The organism is Weissella fangxianensis (genome assembly GCF_024718545.1).
Classification (GTDB): Bacteria; Bacillota; Bacilli; order Lactobacillales; family Lactobacillaceae; genus Weissella; species Weissella fangxianensis.
Map to the genome: position 1 here is coordinate 46,806 of NZ_JAMXDB010000006.1, position 21,133 is coordinate 67,938.

Sequence of the window (21,133 nt, forward strand, 5' to 3'; positions counted from 1 at the left end):
TCATCCTTAATTTAATATCCATGATTGTTAAGGGTAAATCTTGGAGTTTTAGAACGTTTTTGGAAATAAATTGTTAATTCATTTTCAAATCTCCACTGCTCTCTTGACCTCATCAAGTCTATATCCCGAATATTTCCACCTGCCCTGGATTTTAAAAGTTTAGGATACAGTGGATTATTCCTAATCCACTTAACAACTCCTGGTATATCTGACTCCACTATTCTTTTATTAATATATAGAACATAGCTGTCAGGGTCCGATGGTTCGATTACGTCTGTTAATGAACTACCATTCACCAAAGGTTTAAATAAATTTTGTTCTTTTTCACTAAATTTCTGTTCATTAATTTGCTTTTTTGACCAAATAAAAACTTTATTGTTACCAGTTGTAATTCCCAAACTAATTTCGGCATAGTTAGTAAGTGATTTTTGATTATTTATTTTATTAACTAGGTTGTTAATAAATACATTACGCGAAGCTGTATCTAATATGAAGTATCCAGTACTACTATCCTGGATATCATCTTGAGAAACATGGCCATAATCAGTACTTGAATTACTTCCACTAACAATTTCTTCAAATTTCTCACTGTTTGCTGATCCAGTTTCATTGGTTACCAATGTGTTGATATCATTATTGTATGGCGCTTTACTTGCAAAAGTAATAACGTTATGTTGGCCAAGTGCTGAGCTAAAAATTTTAAATTCTTTAAAGTTCAATATATCTGTTAACTGCATTCGATTGATCAAATCATTCCGTAGTCCTGCAGCATCTGTTGCAGTTAACCAATAATTCGTGGTAATAAATGCCAGTGAACCATTCTTATTTAACAAATCCATTGCCAAGTGAATAAAATAATAGAAAAAATCAATCCTACCATGTGCCCATTGAGCACCAAAATCAGTTTTCGCAACAGCATCAAAGATTTCTTTATGCCCTTGTATTCCAATATATGGCGGATTTGCCACGACTAAATCAAATCCTGTATACATACCTTTGTTATTTAGAACTTCAGGAAATTCAAATCGCCATTCAAATGAGTTTGCAAATATTGGTGCATCATTTACTTCTTTTAAACGAGCTTCTTTTACAGCAATCTGCTTGTTTAATTTTTGAATTTTCTGTTTACGCTTCGCACGTTGATCTTTTGTTTCAAATAACGGAATAGCATCTTGTAATTCATTTCTTTGTTGATATAGATTACGGATTTTGGTGTACTCACCACTATCCAAAATTCGATTGATAATTTGATCCTTAAATTCTTTGATTGCAAATTCTATATTTTTCTTTGCTTCTTTATTATCTGTATTTCGATATTTTTGGACTAACTCTTTAAATTCGGAAACTGTTAAGTCAGTGTGAGCTGTCACATCTCCAAGATTTCTATCTAGACCATATTTAAAAACTACTGAATTTCCTGCTTTAATATTCATTTCAAGATTAGGCATAGTTCGAAGGTTTCCGTCAACCTCATAGTAAGAATTCTTTAATAATTCAATCCACAAACGTAGCCGAGTTATATTAACCGAGTTTTGATTAATATCCACTCCAAATAGGTTATGCTCAATAATATCCAATTTAGTTTTGAACAGTGCCTCTTGAATTGACTGCCTTGTTTTAGAACCACGTATGTAAGAAAAATAAGTTTCCTCATCACGCATGATTGCAACAAGTTCATCATTTTCAACTTCAATGTTAACATCCATTCGTATTTCTGCAGGTAGCAATCGTAACGTAGAACGTAGTTTCACTAAATAATTTAAAGCAGAAACCAAGAAATGTCCTGATCCAACAGCTGGATCAACCAGCTTAAAGTCTCTCAACACGCTTAAAACCGCTTCTTTATGTTCCGGCGTGATTTCAGCAATGTCATCGATAGAATTCACTTTAAATCCTTCAGATTGAAACTTGTTGATAATGGCACTATCTATTGCCTTTTTAGTCATGAAAGACGTTACAAAACCAGGTGTATAAAATGATCCATCTTTATAACCATTTATCTTTTCAAAAATTAATCCTAATACAGATGCATTGATTAATCGAGCATTATCAGTTGATTTTCCGTCTGTATTAAACGCATATGAATCTAAAAATGTAAGTATATATTTAAGTGTTGGTAAGGATTTTGTCCCTTTTGATACACGCTTATTTAAGATGGACCTATCCCTAATTTTTAACTCTTCATCATCAGATAAATCTGAAGGTTTAATACCTAATTTAGATTCAGTAACTGATTTTTCAAAAAGAGATGAGTTTAGATAAGGAACATGTTTGTAACGTTCTGTTAAACTACCTCGCTGATTGACAGGTTTTGCAAGGACACCAAAAAACAATTCATTAACTCTGTTAAAATTACTTAGGTTTTCATCAGACATAAATTTATAGTCTTTATCGTCATTATTAAATTTAATTAATTGACCTTCAAGTAATTTCAAGAATAAGATTCTATTGACCCATGTAGATACAATATTAATCGCATAATCAAATTTTTGTTCGTCATTATTAAAACGATAATCCGTTGAATCAAAGGCCTCATAAACTAGTTCAATTAATGAAGCAGATTGACGTTCCGATTTTGGAACTCTCTCAATTCCTTTTTCATCTGCACGTTCTTGAAGCCCCATAATATACAACAATTCATCATAAAATGTTGTATCTAAAATATTTGAATCAGCAACAAATGATCGTTTCATTAATGTTTCAGGAGCAAGCATTTTTATGAAGTCCCTTACTTTTGATTCATTTATTTCTTTGTTTTTTTGAAATATATCTTTGACATTCAGATGAACATATTCTAATTCTTTTTCATGTTTAGCCACGAAGGGAGCAGCAATATTTTGATAGAAATCTGCTGTTGTTACATCTAATGTTGCTTGTTCAACTTGTGAGTCAATATAATCTTTGGCAAATTGTTTATCTTTAGCAAAAAGATTATTAAATAAAACTGCATCAAATACAAACCAATCAATACCATCTGTAATAATGAGATATGTCATCTTGGTATTGTTTCCGGTAATCAGTTCTCTTATAAAATAGAGAATTAATTCATGCCAAGCTTTATGATTCAGATTACTCTCTGATACCATGTCAGAAGAACCTAGTTTTTTAGTCTCTAGCAATACATAATTTACATTTGCTTTGGAAATTGATAGATCAATGCGCCCCTCTGCATTTACCTTGTAGCCTTCTCGTTGAAATCCAATCCCTCTCAAAAAATCTCTAATATAGCCCTTATTAGTTTCTTCAGTATTTTCAATCTTAATATCTGTTATTAAATTTTTTAGTAAATTAGCGTTTTCCGCTTTTTGTCTTTCACTCAATGAAAGACGATAAAACATTTTATTAATAACATTCTCAGGTTTCAAAGTTGCCATGCCTAAACTCCTTTTCCAATTAAACATACTCAATAAGTATATCATTATATATTTTTTTATTATGTATTAAAAAAAGTAATATGTAAACTCTTCTCAGCATATGAATATAGTTTTAGTTATTTCTAAAATAGGAATAGATGTTAACCTAAGTAGTCACAAAACAATTAAGAAATTTATTATTGATGAAATTTTGAGAGGCTAACAAAAGCAACTATACTTGTAGTGTATATACTTTTATGTGTAGAAAGGATTAATATGCAAAAAAAATTAAGAAGTTCTTCAGAAAAGTTAGATAAAGCTAAAACTAAAACAACAATAACAAAAGACACACGCGTACAAACTTTAGATTATGAAAATCACCTAATAATCAAATAAATACTTATTATGCAAAATATTCTGGTATTAAAACACGACTGAAAATATTGTGGGAACATTCGCATAGAACAAAACGCTTTATCGGTATAACGATAATTTCACTTATAATTTTGATAGCTATTATAATTTATAATGTCTACTCAAATATTTATAGTAAAAACTATAATAACCTTAATATTTATAATAGTGTACTTCTGAACCATGTAAATTCAATAACATTTGTAGCCCCTATATTTATTTTTATTGAATTAGCTTTTTTTGAAGGGCATTATTTAATAGATTATATAGATAAAAAAAAGAATTCAAAAGAATTAACAAAAATATTAGTAGTAGTAGTCAATTTATTCCTAGCCGTTTGTTTCTCAGTAGAACTGATGGCACAACCATGGAAAACCATAGAACCAATTATAACTGTATGTACAGCGATATTTATTCCGTACATTGCCTGGTTGCTTAAAAAATATGGATCTGAAAAAAATAAAACAAATCAGTCTCCCGCCGATGAACTATTAAAATATAAGGAACTTCTCGATAGAGGTGCGTTAACTCAGAAAGAGTTTGATGATCAAAAAGCTAAATTATTACCAAAATAAAAACTAACCTACCGATAACGCTCATCAACGCGCAGGAAGTAGTCACGTTAAAAGCAATCTAGGAGTAATGATATGGGTTCAGAAAGGAAGTTTGGTCGATCATCATTTTTTGATGGCGGATTATTACCCCTAATCGGCTGGACAATTTTAGGATTTTTAGTCACGGTTTTATCAGATAGTATTTTGTATCCTTGGTCACTAGTTATGGTCTACGGATGGAAAATTAATCATACCGTGATTGATGGTCATCGGATGCAATTCAATGGTTCAGCTGTTGGACTATTTGGTAATTGGATTAAGTGGTTATTTCTAATTATCATCACATTGGGTATTTATAGTTTTTGGGTCGGTATAAAGCTAGAAGATTGGAAGGCTAAGAATACCCGTTTCATTAACTAGCTCATTTTATCTTTATTAAATATTACTTTTCACGTACTACTCGTAAGAATGCAAAATATTCATAGGCAGCTAACATAACAAATAGTAGCAAGCCAATATATATAGATGCATATACTGAAACGACAGACACTATGGTCAAGCCAATAGCTGACGTTGTCACAATTAGTGAAACCTTTTGCCATTTCGTTAATTTGTCAGTGTCTCCCTGAAAAGAAACGGCAGACATCACTGCACCTACAACAATCATTACTCCAAAAAATACATGTAATCCAATCATATTAAAATACCCCCTCATTTTTAAACACTACCATTATACGATAGAACAGGTATTAATGATATGGAGAATAGTAATTAATGTATATACACCATAAAAATTTTGCTACAACAAAATAAAAAGAGACAACTCAAATTCATTTTAGGCAAAATGACTTACGTTGTCCCCTAATTTCCTAGATGTTTATTTATATCATTGAATCCCAAATACACATCATAAAATGATTAACAACAAGCTAATCATCGTAAATTTTATCTTGTAATTTGTCACCAGCACGGTCTATTTTCTTTACGATAAAAATAGTCGCCAGAGCGGTAATACCACCTGCAATGAAAATAGTTGATAATATAACTTTCAAAAATTTTCCCATTATGTTCTCCTAAATATCAAGATTACTTGTTACGTTTACGTTGTGAATGCCTTTTAAACTTTCCATACAGATTTGAAATAAATTGAAATACAGTAATTGCTAGCATGATCTTTTCCAAAAGGCTTGATTTTGATTTTTCTTTACTTTTTTTCATAGATATACCTCCACTATATTATTTAATAAGCTCATCATCTGCTTATAAATACATTGTAACATGGTTTATATGAAACTACCTGACGATAGCATTACCCATTTATTATTTATCGAAACTAATAACTATTATCATCATGTTTCAAATCAACTCTTTGTTATTTAGTATTGAAAACCAGAAGTCCTGATGTTAATATTATGGGTGTAATAGAGTCCCAATTCTAATTACGTAAACGTCTACCCACAGCCAAGGAGTAGGCGTTTTTTTGTAAAAAAATATACCTATCTCCGCCACTGAAGCTAAGATAGGTACACTTGTAGTAAAAATATAGGCAGTATCTCACTACCTACAATAATTAATTTTAATACGCAAAAGTTAAAGTTGCCTAAAATTAATTAGTCTTAGGCTTACTCCAAATCGACCAGAAACGGCCATACAATGCTGTTGCTAGATAGAAGGACATTGTCAACAACATTGGTAAAGAGCTGGCTGAATAGCCTGCAAATAGGGCTGTGATCCAAAGCAAAATGTTTACTGCATCAGATAATAGCCAAAGTGTATATGAGTCACCATAGCCAACGAACACATATAATGAGGCAGTGCCACCAATAATTAAGACAAGCGCATCCCAAACTGGATTAGTATCGCCTAATTGTGTATAAATCCAAAAGACTGGCCACCATAGTAATAGCATACAAATAATCGTTAATACCCATCCCCGCAAGCGCAAGAATTTGACACCACCAACAATACGGTGTCCCCATGATTTCCATGTGACGATCAAAGGAATATCAATCAATAAGATGAACACAAATTGGTCAAGAACAGATGCATAATGTCCGGCTTGCCAATTAATGTAAATATATCCTAGCGCACTAATCAATCCTAATAAACCATTTATTGGTTTACCAATCATCATATAAACCGTGCAAGCTGAGCCGATTAAAGTCGCTAATAACGTAATCGCAGATAGTAGTGTGATTGGGCTACTCAAAAACAATGCTAATTGCACACCAAAAATAAATGCCAGCATGACACTACCAGCCGTATTGATTGATGTAATTTCTCTATAAAGCCATTTAAAATATGCCAATCTTTTATACCTCTTTCTTTTTTGAACACAAAGATATATTTTATCAGAATTTTGGTACAATTGTTAGAAATTTCGAGAAATTAAAAACCTCATGCCAAATTTAAGCGGCATGAAGTTTATTAATTTTATTTATTATTTTGTTGGTTGAATCGTAAAATCAAATGTGTGATCAGTTTCTGCTGAGATATGATATGGCGGTTGTACATCTGTCCCCCAACTATCAATACCACCAACACCACGAACCTCACCATATATGGTAACAACTGTTCTTCTTGAAACTGGTAGTTCTTCGATATGAGTGGCATTTTCTATTTCAATTGCCGTATATGGCAACGCAGAGAATGCAAAAGGTTCGTTTAATTGTTTAAAGGTTAGTAAGCCCACCTCTGTCGACGTATCAGCATTATTCAAGCTCGTTGAACGACTAACCGTTAAACTTGAGGTTTGCATATGCATCCCCATTTCTTGAGGCACGATATAAGGCGTTAATGGCAAGCCCGATACCTCATAAGTACCAATTTGACCGCCAGTCATTCGATCGGGATATGTTTCACCAGATAATCCGGCATAGCTATAACCATCCGCAACTGTTGGCATCACAAATCGTAATCCTAATGTCGGTAATTCTGGTAATCCGGCCTTTCCAGTATAATCAACTTGGATATTGAGTTGTCCATTGGCGACAACTGTGTAAATAACCTTAACTGTCGTTTCCGGCGTTGTCGCTGTTAAAAATGTATATGTCAATGAAACTGAATCAGCATGTTCATTCGCTGAAAAGCGATTGTTTTCTGGTGCAATTGGCAGGCCAAGTTCTTTACCATCAACGTTCACTGTTACTGAAGTTGCTTCAGTAAACATATCAGCACCAAACCAGGCTGCTGATTTGGTTGAAAAATGACTACCGCGATCATTATCAGTTGTTGCTCGCCAGAAAGTTAATTTGGGTACACGATATAACCATTCTTTACCGTTAACATTTAATGATTCAAGACCACCCTTTTCATAACTGAATAAATAATGGAAATTTTCGCCTTGTACACCTAGGGATCCGTCACCATATACAATTTGTAACTGATTAGTTATCGTAGCGTCCATAATAATAGCTTACCTCCTGTATTGCTGGCTTAGGTTGGCGATTGGCAAAGACAATCCCATCCCCTGAAAATTCATAGTCTGAATGGCGCTCATCAAAGTCACCACCATAACGAAGCACCTGCTTACCAGTTACTTCATCGGTTACATACAAAGCTTGGTCAATGTAATCCCAAATAAAGCCACCCAAATAGGTATCAAATTCATCATATAGTTGGACATATTCGTCAAAGCCACCCACTGAATTTCCCATACTATGCATGTATTCACAGTTTAGGTATGGCTTTTTCGGATTATTTGATAAATAGTCTTTAATATCCGCAGGTGATGCATACATACGACTTTCAACATCTGACATACGGTCCTCGTCGACACGATTTTGGAAGATACCCTCATAATGTGTCAAACGTGAATCATCAACAGACTTAAAATATTGATCCATGGCAACAGTATTATCACCTGTATATGATTCATTTCCTAATGACCAGAACAAAATAGATGGATGATTCTTAAACTGTTCAAAGTTTGATTTTGCACGATCCAAAACAACATCTAACCACTCTGGTATTGAACCAGGAATGTTATAAGATGGTTCAACCGCCCCCATTTTTTGCCAACTACCATGTGATTCTAAATTAGTTTCAGCCATCATATAGATACCGGCTTCGTCACACATACCATACCAAGGGATTTGATTAGGATAATGTGACGTTCGGACAGCGTTGATATTGTTTTCTTTAAATATTTCAATATCAGTTTCCATCTCATCAAGCGTAACGTTGCGCCCGCCAACAGGACTCCATTCATGGCGATTGACACCATTTAGGTGCAAAAGCACCCCGTTGATTGTCACACGATTATCATCGTCTTTAACCAAACGCCGGAAACCGAAATTATATGGTACCACCGCAACAATCTGCTTATCTGAATCAAAAATAGTAATCATTAATTCATATAAATCAGGTTGTCGGTGCGACCAAAGTGCAACATCATCAAAAGCCTCGCTAAGCTGAATGTGCTGCTCTGCTGTTACTGTGCGATCGAGGACGGTCTCTCCGCGCGGATTGTTAACAGTAATTTGGGCTGTTGTATCAGTTAAATCACCCGCTAATGTTAAACCAATTGATAAGTCTCCTGAATGTAAGTCAGCAGCCACAACCGGCTTCAGATGGACATCTACCACGTTAACTTGTGGGATAGCAATTAAATTAACACTGCGGAAAATACCTGAAAAACGGAACATATCCTGATCTTCAATAAAAGCAGCTGTACTATACTTAAACACTTCAACTGCTAGTTTATTTTCACCAGCTACTAAGTATGGTGTTAAATCAAACTCTGCACGCGAGAAACTATCTTCAGAATAACCGATAAACTGACCGTTTAACCAAATATACATGGCTTCTTCGACACCATCGAATTGAATATGCACATCATGCCCACTAAAGTTTTCTGGGAGAGTGAATGTTTTGACATATTGACCAACTGTATTATCACTGGCCTCACTAAAAATACCTGGATATGTCTTATCGGGACCTAATGCATAAGGTGGTCGACGATAAATTTTTCCTTCCCACGGATACAAGGTATTAATATATTGGATTTGACCAAAGTTTTGCAATTCAATATGCCCTGGCACTTGAATATCATCAAAATTTTCGGTATTAAAATTTACATCTTCAAAATTAAGCAATCGTTCGGCAGGTGTCTTTGCAAAATGGAACCGCCACGTACCATCCAAGCTACTAATCAAACTTGATTCACCTTGCGTTATTTCAGCTGCTGAGCGATAGACTGTGTGATCACTATGCGCAGGCAATTTACCTACTCTAAACACAGTTGGATCATCTAACCATTCTAACTTTGCTGTCATAGTATCCCCCTAAAATAAATACAACGTTCTTGGAAACGTTTTCAATTATCTATTGTAACTTAAATTTGATGCAATGTCTTTTAATTCCCCTAAATTGTATCATAAGACATTATCAATAAAAAAAGATGCTACTCACTTGAAAAGCAAATGAATAACATCTATAAATCCTAATTTATTTCGCGTCATACCATGAGGCACCCACATGAGAAGAAACCAACAAAGGTACGTCTAATGTTACGGCACTGTCCATAACGTTTCGCACGAGCTCTTCCAAGTCGGCCATTTCACTTTCAGGTGCTTCAAAAATCAATTCATCATGAACTTGTAATAACATATGAGCTTGCAGCCCTGCTTTTGCAATAGCGTCCTGAACTTCAATCATCGCAATCTTAATAATGTCAGCAGCTGAACCCTGAATTGGTGAATTCATCGCTGTACGCTCTGCAAATGACCTAGCATTGAATCTTTTTGCCTTGATATCTGGCAGATAACGACGACGATGAGCAATCGTCTCAACATAACCCTTGTCACGAGCAGAAGCAATAATGTCATCTGACCACTTTTTAACATCGGGATATTGGTCAAAATAGGTTTCAATGATGGCTTTGGCTTCTTTACGTGATACACCGATATTTTTTGAAAGTCCGAAATCAGAAATACCATACACGATTCCAAAATTAACGGCTTTCGCTTGGCGGCGAATGTTACCTTCTACTGGTTCGTCATCTTTAATACCAAAAATACGACGTGCCGTCGCTGCGTGGATATCTTCACCATTTATAAATGCAGCTTGTAGGTTTTTATCACCCGTAATATGCGCCAAAACACGTAATTCGATTTGTGAATAATCAGCACTAAGAATTTGCCAATCGTCTTGACTTGGCACAAAGGCTTTACGGATCTGTCGTCCCTCTTCAATTCGTACGGGAATATTCTGCAAATTAGGATCAACTGAAGATAAACGACCAGTCTGAGTTAAGGTTTGTAAGTATCGAGTATGCACCTTTGAATCAGAACCATGAATCACACGCAACAATCCTTCGACATAAGTTGATTGAATCTTAGCCACTTGTCGATAAGCCAAAATAGAAGCAACAATTGGGACATCTCCCATTTTTTCTAGAACCTCGACACTCGTCGAATAGCCAGTTTTTGTTTTCTTAATGGGTGTGTATTTCATTTCTTCAAACAAAACGACCCCAAGTTGCTTAGGGGATTGCACATTAAATTCATGGCCAGCTTGTTGATAAATTTTCTGCTCAAGTTCACTCAACCGCTCAGTTAGCTTACTGCGCATTTGCAATAGTTGTTCTGAATCAACAGTGATACCCGTTGACTCCATATCTGCTAAGATTTTGGTTAATGGTAACTCGATTTCCTCATACAACTTAGTTTGCTCATGCTTTGACAACCGTTCTAATAATGGCTTCCGCAATAAATTAATCGCCATGGCTTTGCGACCAAGGTGTTCAAATAAGTCTGCGTCAGCTTCGGGGATGGCAAACTTTGCACCCTTGCCATAAACCTCTTCATCAGTCATGACAGCATAATAATCATTATCATGTGCTAATGCCCCTAAGTCATTATTATTATCATTCGTATCTAATAAGTACGAAACGAGTAATAAGTCGAAACTAACACCCTTCAGGTTAACATCTAGTCGTTTTAAGCTAACATATAGTTCTTTTGCATTAAACACGTTTTTCAAAATCGTCTGGTCTTCAAGAATTTTTTTTACTGGCGAATTTTGTGTTAGTAGTTCCATATCACGACTAGCAAAATAACCATTCTCTTGATTACCAATAACAAAGCCAACTGGATTAGCTGTATGATAATTTTCATCATCTAATTCAAGATAAAAGCTCACAGTTCCTTGCAATTGAGAAACATGGGTTAAGCTAGCAGGTGTAATTTCAGATACTGCTAAGTCTGTATTATTCAAATCGAATTCTACATCTTCGTTATGCCCACTCGTTGGCACTGTGTAACCTTGATTGGCAAGCTTAACTAATTGTGCTTTAAAGTCTAGATGTTGATAGAATGGAATAATATTTTCGTAATCAGGACCCTGATACTTTAAATCGGATAATGAAATTGTCACAGGCGCATCCGTCAAAATCTCAGCCAAGTCACGTGACAGCAAGGCATCTTGCTTACCGTTAACTAACTTTTCCTTTTGCTTAGATGCTTTCATGTCATCAATTTGATCGTACATTTCAGGAATTGAATGATACTTTTTAATTAGCTTTAAGGCTGTTTTAGGACCAATTCCTGCAATACCAGGGTAGTTATCACTGGTATCCCCCTGCAGTCCTTTAATGTCCACAATTTGCTTTGGTTCTAGGCCGTCGTAAAGCTCTGCAATCAGTGCCGGTGTATAGTGATCAATTTCTGAAATTCCCTTCTTGGTCACCCAAACAGTTATATCATCAGATACTAATTGTGTCAGATCGCGATCACCAGTAACAATGGTCACTGAATAACCATTTTCTTCACCAAGGCGGGCCATTGTCCCAATAATATCGTCCGCTTCATAGTCAGCTAATTCATATGATTTGATACCATGCAGTGAAACCATTTGTCGTAATGGTTCAAATTGTTCGACCAATTCTTGTGGTGTGTTATCACGGTTCCCCTTATAGTTATCAAATTTTCCTGTACGGAAAGTGGTTTTGCCCGCATCCCATGCTACTAGCGCTAAATCAGGATTAAAAGGCTCAATAATACCGTCTAGCAGATTATTAAACCCGACTAGCGCATTTGTGTGTAGACCTTCGTGGTTAACAAAACGATCGACTTGGTTAATCAACGCATAAAACGCACGAAAAGCCAAAGAATTACCATCAATTAAAAGTAAAGTTGGTTTTGCCATATTTATCTCGTTTCTGGGTACAATACCCCTTTTTATCTATTAATAGTTTATCAGAGTTCAAAGAGGGATAACAAGCTCAACAAAAAAGCATTACCTCGTTATAACGAGATAATGCTATTAAATGATTAATCACGTGAACCGAAGGCCGTAAATAATTGAAGAATGTAAATGAACATGTTAATGAAGTCCATGTACAAGTTTAAAGCACCTGATACGGCGATTCCTTGGGTGAGTTGCGCATTCGTCTCACCATGTTCATAGTACAATGCCTTTAAGCGATTCATATCATAAGCTGTCATAACAGCAAAAACAAGTACTCCTAGGATTGATAAGAAGAAGTATACAACACTGTTAAAGAAGAATAGATTAATAATTCCTCCAATAATCAGAGCAATCAATGAACCAAATAAAATTGATGACAATGAAGCTAATGATTTTTTAGTGAAGTATCCATATGCTGCCATACCCGCAAATAGAAAAGCTGTCGTTAAGAATGCTAGTGCAATCATCCCCATGTTTACTGTGAGGCTAATCACCGTAAATGTGAAACCATTAAGGACTGCAAATCCCATTAACATCCCAAATGCTTGGGCCGGATTTTTGTATACCCGACTTGAAAATAACCAAACAAAACCCATCATGATACCAAAAATAATCAATGATGAAATTGGGCTACTAAAAATTCGAACAATTGGGCCAGCAAAGAATGTCGTACCCAAATATGCCGTCACTGCTGTGACAAGCAATGCCAATGCCATGTATGAATAAACTTTTTTGAAAAAGTTATTTAAGCCACTAGCATCCGGATTGACGATCCGTGGTTCTTGATTTTGAAAATTATCCATTTGTACCTCCTACGTTGTCAATGGTGACAAGGGTTCGGTGAACCGTCCCACTAACCTAAGTATAACAGAAAGTTCATCCAAAAAATTAACTTTTAGCAAAAAAATTAACTTTTTTACTGTAAATTCGTTTGTGTGTTCGCTAATAGTGTTTCAAAGGCAAATTCAGTCATTTGTAAATCACCAGCGCCCATAAAGATGAACACCCCTTCTTCATCTTCCAAAAGAGGTGCCACATCATTTGGTGAAACAATCCCTTCAAATTTAGAAATCTTCTTACCTAAGTCAGCAGAACAGATTTCACCAGCTTGCTCACGGGCAGAAGCGAAAATTTCTGTTAAGAAAACATTATCTGCTAAATCCAACGCTGTTGCAAAATCATCTTGATAAGCAATCGTACGTGAAAATGTATGTGGCTGGAAGACAGCAATCAATTTACGATCTGGATATTTTTGACGGGCCGCGTCAATCGTCGCCGTTATTTCTGATGGATGATGTGCATAATCATCAATGATTGTCACCGGCCCGATATGTTTTTCCGTAAAGCGTCTTTTTACCCCTTGAAATGTTAACAATTCTTCTTGAATCAGAGCGGTTTCTATCTCTTCAAAGTATGATACGGCAACAACAGCTAAAGTATTCAAGACACCATGTTGACCAAACAAAGGGACTTTAAAATTACCTAGGAATTTTTCATGATAATAAGCATCAAAACTTGATCCTTTGGTTGAACGCTTAATATTAGTTGCATAGAAATCATCAGTCTCAGGATTATTACCATAATAATAGACCGGTACAGAGACATTGATCTTGCGTAGCTGTTCATCATCACCCCAAGCAAAAATACCCTTTTTAACATTATTACCAAAGTCTTCAAAGGCGCTCCGCACGTTGTCGATACCCGTGTAATAATCTGGATGATCAAAATCGATATTCGTCATAATTGCATAATCGGGTGTGTAATCCTCAAAATGGCGACGATATTCATCAGCTTCGAAAATAAAGAAACGTGCGTTAGGCACACCTTTACCAGTACCATCACCAATTAAGTATGATGTTGGCGCAATTCCTGATAGCACGTGTGAAAGCAAACCAGTCGTAGAAGTTTTTCCGTGCGCACCAGCAACCCCAATTGAGGTGTACTGTGTAATTAATTGTTCGACCATATCAGGATAAGTTAAAATCGTTAATTCATCCGCCATTGCCAAAGCCGCAGCAACTTCAACGTGGTCATCTTCAAAAGAATTACCACGAATAACCGTCATGCCTGGCTTAATATTTGTGGCATCGAACGAATAAATTTCAACTTCTGCTTCCTCAAGTGGCTTTTGAGTAAATGTATATTCATCAATATCTGATCCCGAAACTTGGTAGCCCTGATCATGTAAGATCAATGCTAATGCACTCATTCCTGAGCCTTTAATACCAATAAAGTAATAATTAGGATTTTTGTCCATATCTCTCATCCATTCCAACGTAAATATTATTCGTTAAATTTTATTAAATCTATCTTATCAGAAAAAAACATCTGCCGACATAGTTTCAGCAAATGTTTTCAAAGAGTTAGTGCTCCTTAAAGTAACCATTGTCATCTCGAGCAGCTGAACTTTCCTCTTCCGAAAGGATGTCATCCAAGCTAAGTCCTAATCCGGTTTTTATAGATTTAGGCTTGTTTACCTTTGACACTTTATCGACAACTTTTTTGGTCTTTGGTGTGATACTCTTCTTTGTGTTCCTTGATCGCTGAGGCTTTAAAATCTCAACGGTCACATGTTGTTTTGTTGTCTTTTTAGGAAAGTCTCCATCATCTGTTGCCAAGAAAATATACTCTGTCTTGGCAGCTAACAATTCTGCAACCTGTTGATCATAGGTATGCATAAGATTTTCATAAAAAACAATTGGTCGCTGCAAAGCCATTAAATCACCACCTTTTTATTCAAACAGTGATTGGGCAGCGGCAGAGTTGGCATCAAATGGTGTCCCAACTGGTGCAAAGTCATCTGGCAAAATTAATGCACCTGGCACTTGTGGCGCATTTGGTAGGCGTAATTCACGTCCGGAAGAAATCATACCATTAGATGTAACCCCACGTAGCTCACCTGGCCAAATAATAAGTCCTGATGGCATCATTGCCCCAACCTTTGCAACCACGACCTTAATACCTTGCTTCATGTTAGGTGATCCTGAAACAATTTGAACTCGTTGGTCATTATCAATCACTGTTGTTGTCACTTGAAGATGATCTGAATCTGGATGTGGTTCTGCCGTTTCAACATATCCCACCACAAACTTTGGCTCTTCATCAACAACTAGTTTTTCTGCGAAACCTGCTTTCTCAATCATCTTATTTAATTCAGCAACTTGTTCTTTAGACAAGAATACTTGGCCTGAAATATTTGATAAGTCTAACGTTTCACTAATATTGATAAAATTGTAGCCAATTAATTCACTATTATCTGTTATAAACTGAACCACATTTCCCTGGTGGTTAATATGAAAACTTTCTGTTTGATTATTAGTTAATACGATTAGGTTATCACCCATTCCTGCCGGATTATAGCTGGCAATTAGCATACTGTCAGTGCTCCTTTTAATTAATTTAGTTTTTTAAATGTTTAGTCGCCATAGATAATATCATTTACGGTTGTGGCGTCTAGTTTTTGTGCTAGTGTTTCCACCAACGCTTGGGCAGCTTCAAAATCAGCCACTGACCAAACTGTTTGATGGGTATGTATATAACGAGATGCGACACCTAATGCAACAGATGGAATACCTTGATTCTGTGACTGTGCACCATGAGCATCAGTACCACCTTTAGCAACAAAGTATTGTAACGGAATACCGGCATCATGTGCTGTGTCTAATACAAATTCTTTCAGTCGTAATGGCATAATAACACCGGGATCAAAGACTCGTAATAATGCCCCTTGATCCATTTGTCCTTGACCCTCAGCAGAACGGGTATCATCTGCGGTTGATGAGTCTAAAGCAAAGAAGATGTCAGGTTTTAGTTGATTAACAGCGGGACCAACACCTCTTAGCCCAACTTCTTCTTGCGTATTGGCACCCATAATTAGCGTATTTGGCAAAGTTTTATTTTTCAGGTTTTCCAAAGCGTTTAAAATGGTGACTAATCCAAAACGATTATCCCAACTTTTTGAAACCACATGCTTACCATTAGCCAACATTTTTGTTGTCACATCTGGCACGATAAAGTCACCTGGATGTATATCATAAGCTGCGACTTCATCAGCAGATGTAAAACCACCATCAAACAAAATGTCTTGAATTTGAGGTGTGCCATCCACATTTCCTTGACGTAACAAATGCGGTGCAACTGAAGACGAAACAACTGGATAGGCATTATTCCGGGTAAAAAGTGTAAAACGCTCAGCTGATACTGTATATGGATTCCAGCCACCCACTGGGGCAACGACTAACATACCGCGAGACGTGACCTGAGTGACTACAAAACCAACTTCATCCATATGGGCACCAAACATAATCCGCGGTGCCGTAGCATCTTGGTTATGTCGAATACCATACAGTCCGCCCAAACCATTTTGAACGACCTCATCAACCAGTGGTGACAAATCTTTTCTAAATGCTTGTCTAACGAAATGTTCCTGACCAGAGGTCCCTTGTAATTCCGTGTATTTTACAATACGATTCCAAATTCGTTCTTCCAATATTTTCACGCTTTCTTTAGGAATTTATTTATGCCTTGTTTCGACTTAAAATAGCTCGAATTTGAGCTTCTAACATCCCGATACCAACCGCATTTGCGCCACCTTCTGGCAGAATAATATCAGCATAACGCTTGGTAGGCTCCACAAACTGGTGGTACATCGGTTTAACGGTTTCCATGTATTGATTAACTACAGAATCAACAGTTCGACCACGTTCAACAATATCACGCTGCATACGTCGTATAAAGCGTAAATCATCATCAGTATCAACGTAAACCTTAATGTCTAGCAAATCGCGCAACTTTTGATCTGTAAATAATAGGACACCTTCCAAAATAATCACATCAGCTGGTGCTACCGTGATTGTTTCACTAGACCGGGTGTGTTTAGTATAGTCATACGTTGGTTGTTCGATTGGCTCACGATTTAATAGCTGCTTTAATTGTGAAATCAATAGTTCATTATCCAATGAATCGGGATGATCATAATTGGTCATACGTCGTTCAGCCATACTTTTTTCACTTTGATCCTGATAGTATGCATCTTGCGGCACCATCACAACTGACTCACCAGCCAAGCGTTTGATAATATCCTGGCTAACCGTTGTTTTACCGGATCCAGATCCTCCTGTAACACCGATTACCATAGGGCGTGATGTAGACATGCTAAACCTCTTTCTTTTTTTATTAAATAATTTTTATTGTAATGGTAGTGTGACTGTAATTGTTGTCCCAACACCAACTTGACTGGTTAATTCAATTTTACCCTGGGCTTGTTCAACTAGATCATTTACAATTGCCAAACCTAGGCCAGTTCCTGGAATTGATTTTGTGCGCGACTTATCAACGCGATAAAACCGTTCAAAAATACGGTTCTGTTCGTCACTTGGAATGCCCAGTCCAGTATCCTTAACGGCAAATGCTAATTCACTCGCAGTAACCATCGCTGAAACTTTGACTGCCCCATCTTGACGATTATATTTCATAGCGTTCCCAATCAAGTTTGTCAAAATTTGTTCAAAATTACTCTTATTTTGATGAACGACCAGTGTGTCATTAACTTCATTTTTTAGTGTTAAATTCAGGTTATCTTTCAAATCAGCTTTCGCTTTAAAAATTTTTTCAACCATCTCAGACATGTTGAATTGCTGTAGTGAACTTGCTCGTTCAGGTACTTTTGCCAATGTCAAAATATCATCGGTCAAGTCCAACAAGCGCTTTGTTTCAGACTGAATAATTTCCAAAAATTGTTGTCGATCTGCTGGGTCTTCTTGTGCACCATTTAATAGTGTTTCCGTGAAACCAGCAATTGATGTCAAAGGTGTGCGCAACTCATGAGAAGCATTAGCAACAAACGCTGTTTGCATATCCTTCATTTGAATAACTTCTGTCATATCGTACATTAGAACGAGTAACTCAAAATGACGTTCACGTGTTTCATAATAAACGACAGAAACATCCACTGTTTTATCATCTATTTTGACTAACTCACGTAATTTCTTTTTTTGTTTAAGCGCTTGCTCAAATAGCTCCATCAGACGATGGTACTTAATGACATTATCGTAGTGTTGACCATTTAAATTTTGCTGTGCATCAAGCAGTTGACTTGCTTGATCATTTGCTTGAATTATTTTACGTTCAGTAGTAATTTGTAACACACCTAAAGGCATATTATCCATCAATGTTTCCATCGTACTGCTCTGTTCTTGCATGATTTTAATGCGTCGACTATTCAGATGTTGGACGTTATTGATGGCGGCCGCCAATGGTGCCAATGTATCATCCGGATGCATTAACACATGAGCCGTATGCGTATGCGTTGTTTCTAAGTCTTGTAGTTTCTCAATAAACAATGTCAGGTGTGCATCGCGCCGTTGTCTCTGTATTTCTAAAGCCAACGTTGTTGCACCAGCTAAAATCATTGAAAGCAAAATCAAAACGTGCCATTTCAAAGTGACATTCTGATCCCCTGTTAGAGAAGTTAACCACAAGATGAGCCAAATAATGGCTGCATAGAGAAACCAGAAAAGGACAAATCGCTTTGCAGATTGGATTAATTCATCAATATTCATCATTCACCCCCTGAATCTTGTTCATTACGTGAACTGTCGAAACGATAACCAAAGCCACGCACTGTTTTTAAATAAATTGGATGTTTCGGGTCTAACTCAATTTTATCCCGCAAATGCGATAAGTGCATATCGACCATCCGTGTATCCGGCCCCGAAAATTCATATCCCCAAACGCCATCTAAAATCGTTTCACGACTGAGAACGCGACCTTCACGTTCAGCCATGTATGCCAATAACTCATACTCTTTTGGTGTTAATTTGACGATCTCATCGTCAAATTGCACAACCATTTTATTAAAATCAATCGTTAAGCGACCATATGATTGGTTGTGTTTCACACTCTCTTCTTTTGGCGCTTGTGTTTTTTGGCCAAAGCGTCGCAATACTGCGTGAACACGGGCAATAACTTCCCTTGGACTAAAGGGCTTTGTCACGTAATCATCAGCACCAATCTCTAAGCCAACGACCTTATCAATTTCATCATCTAAGGCTGTTAGCATAATAATTGGAATTTGATTTTTTTCAGCACGTAATTCACGAGTGACATCAACACCACTTTTTGCAGGCAACATAATATCTAATAAAACAATATCAATTTTTTGTTCGTGAATAATGTCGAGTGCTTGCTGACCATCTTCGGCTGAGACCACATCCAAGCCAGATTTTTTTAAGTTATATGTTAGTAGAGTTTGTAATGATGGTTCGTCATCAACGACCAAAACTTTTGTCATAACTGAAAACTCCTATTTATATATATTAACTACAAGTTTACCACGAAAAATAGGTTAATTGCTTACCTACGTTAAGTATTAAGCCTTACTTTTAAATAACTGAATGCTCATTCATTTAAAAGTGATTTCTGTTTGTGTTGCTTACTTATAACTTTAATAACTAACATACCCATAATCAGTAATGTGCCTAATAAGAAAAGCGTCCACTCACCCAAGATAGCAACACCATAGCCTAGCGATATTGTAATAATTGGTGAGAATAAATCAGTTGCAAAGAAAGATATACCAAATACACGACCTAAGTATTCCGGCGCACTAGCCTCTTGACGAACGGTATTAATCTTAATGACAAAAGCTGAACGGGCAAATCCATATAAAATTACCAAGACAATAAATACCCAGAGATATTTAAAGAACGTTGCCAGCAGAAAGGCCCCACCTAATAGGTAAAAATCTCGGTACATGGAATTCATCGTATTATATTGTGGTAATTTTCCTAAAAGCAGACTGACAAAGATTCCTGCAATTGCTGCCAACGTTAGCGCCGTTGAATAACTAGTTGCAGTGCCATGATAGTTGTGTTGAATAAGATATGGCATGGCTAAAATGAAACCTTCGAAAAAGAAGTTCGTCCAAATAGTCAATAACATAGATTCAAATAACCTTGGCGATTGTTGGACATACTTGAAGCCCGCCGTTAAGCTTTGTAAAAATGGCTCAATAATTTGTGTTTCTTTCCGAGGTGCTGGTTGATACTTAATGGCTAGGTTAAACATAACCGTCACAAATGCATCATACCCAGTATTTGCAGAAATGTTCGTAAGTCAATCCAATCAAAGTGTAGTAATAAGCCACCAACTAACGGACCTAGCGCTTGTCCAGTTGAAAAGGAGGCACTAGCCCACGCATTAAATCCTGCTAGTGATTTTTTCTTGATTACATCCGGTAAGATAGAGCGTGTTGCTGGATATGAATACGAGACATCCACGTTTAAAATAAACGTCAGCACAAATAAAATCCATATTTGTGGTTTATCTGGATTAATCAAGAAAGATAATCCCAAAGCACCTAAGGCTCCTAATAAATCGGCTGCAAGCAAAACTCTTTTTCGATTAAAACGGTCTAAAATCGAACCGACAAAAATATCGTTAATAACATAGACAACGAAACCAAAGCCAGTCAACATGCCAAGAATTTCAGCATTACCATAGCTTGCCACCAAGAACCAGTTCAACCCGAAACGATAAACGCCGTCACCAAAAACTGAGGCAAAGTTTGATACCAATAATGGCAAACTGAAATTAGCTAATTTAGATTGATGTTCTTCCATA

General features: G+C 36.4%; 19 protein-coding genes. 2 read left to right on the forward strand and 17 right to left on the reverse strand.

The annotated features are described in order from the left end of the window. Positions 1–11: 11 nt before the first annotated feature. Positions 12–3,374 (reverse strand): BREX-1 system adenine-specific DNA-methyltransferase PglX, encoded by a 3,363-nt coding sequence (locus NGR58_RS03125; protein WP_258088223.1) that lies wholly within the window; start codon positions 3,372–3,374, stop codon positions 12–14. A gap of 749 nt (positions 3,375–4,123) precedes the next feature. Here NGR58_RS03125 and NGR58_RS03130 point away from each other — a divergent pair. Continuing rightward, entirely contained in the window at positions 4,124–4,342 is a 219-nt protein-coding gene (locus tag NGR58_RS03130; protein ID WP_258088224.1) for an SHOCT domain-containing protein, read from the forward strand. A 72-nt stretch (positions 4,343–4,414) separates the two neighbouring features. Continuing rightward, positions 4,415–4,741, forward strand: a complete 327-nt coding sequence (locus NGR58_RS03135) for a YjgN family protein (RefSeq protein ID WP_258088225.1) — start codon at positions 4,415–4,417, stop codon at positions 4,739–4,741. Positions 4,742–4,763: 22 nt separating this feature from the next. Here NGR58_RS03135 and NGR58_RS03140 read toward each other — a convergent pair whose 3' ends face one another. From NGR58_RS03140 to NGR58_RS03215, 16 genes are all read right to left on the reverse strand, one after another. Then, positions 4,764–5,018 (reverse strand): hypothetical protein, encoded by a 255-nt coding sequence (locus tag NGR58_RS03140; protein ID WP_075269685.1) that lies wholly within the window; start codon positions 5,016–5,018, stop codon positions 4,764–4,766. A gap of 232 nt (positions 5,019–5,250) precedes the next feature. Further along, positions 5,251–5,385, reverse strand: a complete 135-nt coding sequence (locus tag NGR58_RS03145; RefSeq protein WP_258088226.1) for a hypothetical protein — start codon at positions 5,383–5,385, stop codon at positions 5,251–5,253. A 542-nt stretch (positions 5,386–5,927) separates the two neighbouring features. Next, positions 5,928–6,569 (reverse strand): nicotinamide riboside transporter PnuC, encoded by a 642-nt coding sequence (gene pnuC / locus NGR58_RS03150; RefSeq protein ID WP_258088241.1) that lies wholly within the window; start codon positions 6,567–6,569, stop codon positions 5,928–5,930. A gap of 192 nt (positions 6,570–6,761) precedes the next feature. Further along, the gene (locus NGR58_RS03155) at positions 6,762–7,727 is read right to left on the reverse strand and encodes a beta-galactosidase small subunit (RefSeq protein ID WP_258088227.1); all 966 of its coding nucleotides are present in this window, start codon (positions 7,725–7,727) and stop codon (positions 6,762–6,764) included. Then, complete coding sequence (locus NGR58_RS03160) at positions 7,708–9,597, reverse strand: glycoside hydrolase family 2 TIM barrel-domain containing protein (protein ID WP_258088228.1); 1,890 nt, start codon at positions 9,595–9,597, stop codon at positions 7,708–7,710. Before NGR58_RS03160 ends, NGR58_RS03155 begins: the two co-directional genes overlap by 20 nt. Positions 9,598–9,769: 172 nt before the next feature. Continuing rightward, positions 9,770–12,469, reverse strand: coding sequence for a DNA polymerase I (gene polA / locus NGR58_RS03165; RefSeq protein WP_258088229.1), 2,700 nt, complete (start codon positions 12,467–12,469; stop codon positions 9,770–9,772). A gap of 125 nt (positions 12,470–12,594) precedes the next feature. Beyond that, entirely contained in the window at positions 12,595–13,314 is a 720-nt protein-coding gene (locus tag NGR58_RS03170; protein WP_258088230.1) for a Bax inhibitor-1/YccA family protein, read from the reverse strand. 113 nt (positions 13,315–13,427) lie between these two features. Beyond that, entirely contained in the window at positions 13,428–14,768 is a 1,341-nt protein-coding gene (gene murC, locus NGR58_RS03175; protein WP_258088231.1) for a UDP-N-acetylmuramate--L-alanine ligase, read from the reverse strand. Between the two features lie 106 nt (positions 14,769–14,874). Further along, positions 14,875–15,228 (reverse strand): hypothetical protein, encoded by a 354-nt coding sequence (locus tag NGR58_RS03180; protein WP_258088232.1) that lies wholly within the window; start codon positions 15,226–15,228, stop codon positions 14,875–14,877. A gap of 15 nt (positions 15,229–15,243) precedes the next feature. Continuing rightward, entirely contained in the window at positions 15,244–15,885 is a 642-nt protein-coding gene (ytpR, locus tag NGR58_RS03185; RefSeq protein WP_258088233.1) for a YtpR family tRNA-binding protein, read from the reverse strand. 41 nt (positions 15,886–15,926) lie between these two features. Then, positions 15,927–17,000 (reverse strand): glutamyl aminopeptidase, encoded by a 1,074-nt coding sequence (pepA, locus tag NGR58_RS03190; RefSeq protein WP_258088234.1) that lies wholly within the window; start codon positions 16,998–17,000, stop codon positions 15,927–15,929. A 28-nt stretch (positions 17,001–17,028) separates the two neighbouring features. After that, positions 17,029–17,664 carry a uridine kinase gene (gene udk / locus NGR58_RS03195; RefSeq protein WP_407077143.1) on the reverse strand — a complete coding sequence of 212 codons (636 nt, stop codon included), beginning with the start codon at positions 17,662–17,664 and terminating at the stop codon, positions 17,029–17,031. Between the two features lie 33 nt (positions 17,665–17,697). Further along, positions 17,698–19,071, reverse strand: coding sequence for a sensor histidine kinase (locus tag NGR58_RS03200; RefSeq protein WP_258088235.1), 1,374 nt, complete (start codon positions 19,069–19,071; stop codon positions 17,698–17,700). After that, positions 19,071–19,802 (reverse strand): response regulator transcription factor, encoded by a 732-nt coding sequence (locus NGR58_RS03205; protein WP_258088236.1) that lies wholly within the window; start codon positions 19,800–19,802, stop codon positions 19,071–19,073. Before NGR58_RS03205 ends, NGR58_RS03200 begins: the two co-directional genes overlap by 1 nt. Positions 19,803–19,909: 107 nt before the next feature. Further along, positions 19,910–20,578 carry an MFS transporter gene (locus NGR58_RS03210; protein ID WP_258088242.1) on the reverse strand — a complete coding sequence of 223 codons (669 nt, stop codon included), beginning with the start codon at positions 20,576–20,578 and terminating at the stop codon, positions 19,910–19,912. Positions 20,579–20,583: 5 nt separating this feature from the next. Next, a complete protein-coding gene (locus tag NGR58_RS03215; protein ID WP_258088237.1) occupies positions 20,584–21,132 on the reverse strand; it encodes an MFS transporter in 549 nt (182 codons plus the stop codon). Position 21,133 lies beyond the last annotated feature (1 nt).

Excerpts from the sequence above, each read along its gene's own strand:
- NGR58_RS03170 (WP_258088230.1), bottom strand. The coding sequence starts at position 13,314 with ATGGATAATTTTCAAAATCAAGAACCACGGATCGTCAATCCGGATGCT.
- NGR58_RS03155 (WP_258088227.1), bottom strand. The coding sequence starts at position 7,727 with ATGGACGCTACGATAACTAATCAGTTACAAATTGTATATGGTGACGGA.
- NGR58_RS03215 (WP_258088237.1), bottom strand. The coding sequence starts at position 21,132 with ATGGAAGAACATCAATCTAAATTAGCTAATTTCAGTTTGCCATTATTG.
- NGR58_RS03125 (WP_258088223.1), bottom strand. The coding sequence starts at position 3,374 with ATGGCAACTTTGAAACCTGAGAATGTTATTAATAAAATGTTTTATCGT.
- polA (WP_258088229.1), bottom strand. The coding sequence starts at position 12,469 with ATGGCAAAACCAACTTTACTTTTAATTGATGGTAATTCTTTGGCTTTT.
- NGR58_RS03135 (WP_258088225.1), top strand. The coding sequence starts at position 4,415 with ATGGGTTCAGAAAGGAAGTTTGGTCGATCATCATTTTTTGATGGCGGA.
- NGR58_RS03140 (WP_075269685.1), bottom strand. The coding sequence starts at position 5,018 with ATGATTGGATTACATGTATTTTTTGGAGTAATGATTGTTGTAGGTGCA.
- NGR58_RS03130 (WP_258088224.1), top strand. The coding sequence starts at position 4,124 with ATGGCACAACCATGGAAAACCATAGAACCAATTATAACTGTATGTACA.
- NGR58_RS03180 (WP_258088232.1), bottom strand. The coding sequence starts at position 15,228 with ATGGCTTTGCAGCGACCAATTGTTTTTTATGAAAATCTTATGCATACC.
- NGR58_RS03160 (WP_258088228.1), bottom strand. The coding sequence starts at position 9,597 with ATGACAGCAAAGTTAGAATGGTTAGATGATCCAACTGTGTTTAGAGTA.
- pnuC (WP_258088241.1), bottom strand. The coding sequence starts at position 6,569 with ATGCTGGCATTTATTTTTGGTGTGCAATTAGCATTGTTTTTGAGTAGC.
- udk (WP_407077143.1), bottom strand. The coding sequence starts at position 17,664 with ATGTCTACATCACGCCCTATGGTAATCGGTGTTACAGGAGGATCTGGA.
- murC (WP_258088231.1), bottom strand. The coding sequence starts at position 14,768 with ATGGACAAAAATCCTAATTATTACTTTATTGGTATTAAAGGCTCAGGA.
- NGR58_RS03205 (WP_258088236.1), bottom strand. The coding sequence starts at position 19,802 with ATGACAAAAGTTTTGGTCGTTGATGACGAACCATCATTACAAACTCTA.
- NGR58_RS03210 (WP_258088242.1), bottom strand. The coding sequence starts at position 20,578 with ATGTTTAACCTAGCCATTAAGTATCAACCAGCACCTCGGAAAGAAACA.
- ytpR (WP_258088233.1), bottom strand. The coding sequence starts at position 15,885 with ATGCTAATTGCCAGCTATAATCCGGCAGGAATGGGTGATAACCTAATC.
- NGR58_RS03145 (WP_258088226.1), bottom strand. The coding sequence starts at position 5,385 with ATGGGAAAATTTTTGAAAGTTATATTATCAACTATTTTCATTGCAGGT.
- NGR58_RS03200 (WP_258088235.1), bottom strand. The coding sequence starts at position 19,071 with ATGAATATTGATGAATTAATCCAATCTGCAAAGCGATTTGTCCTTTTC.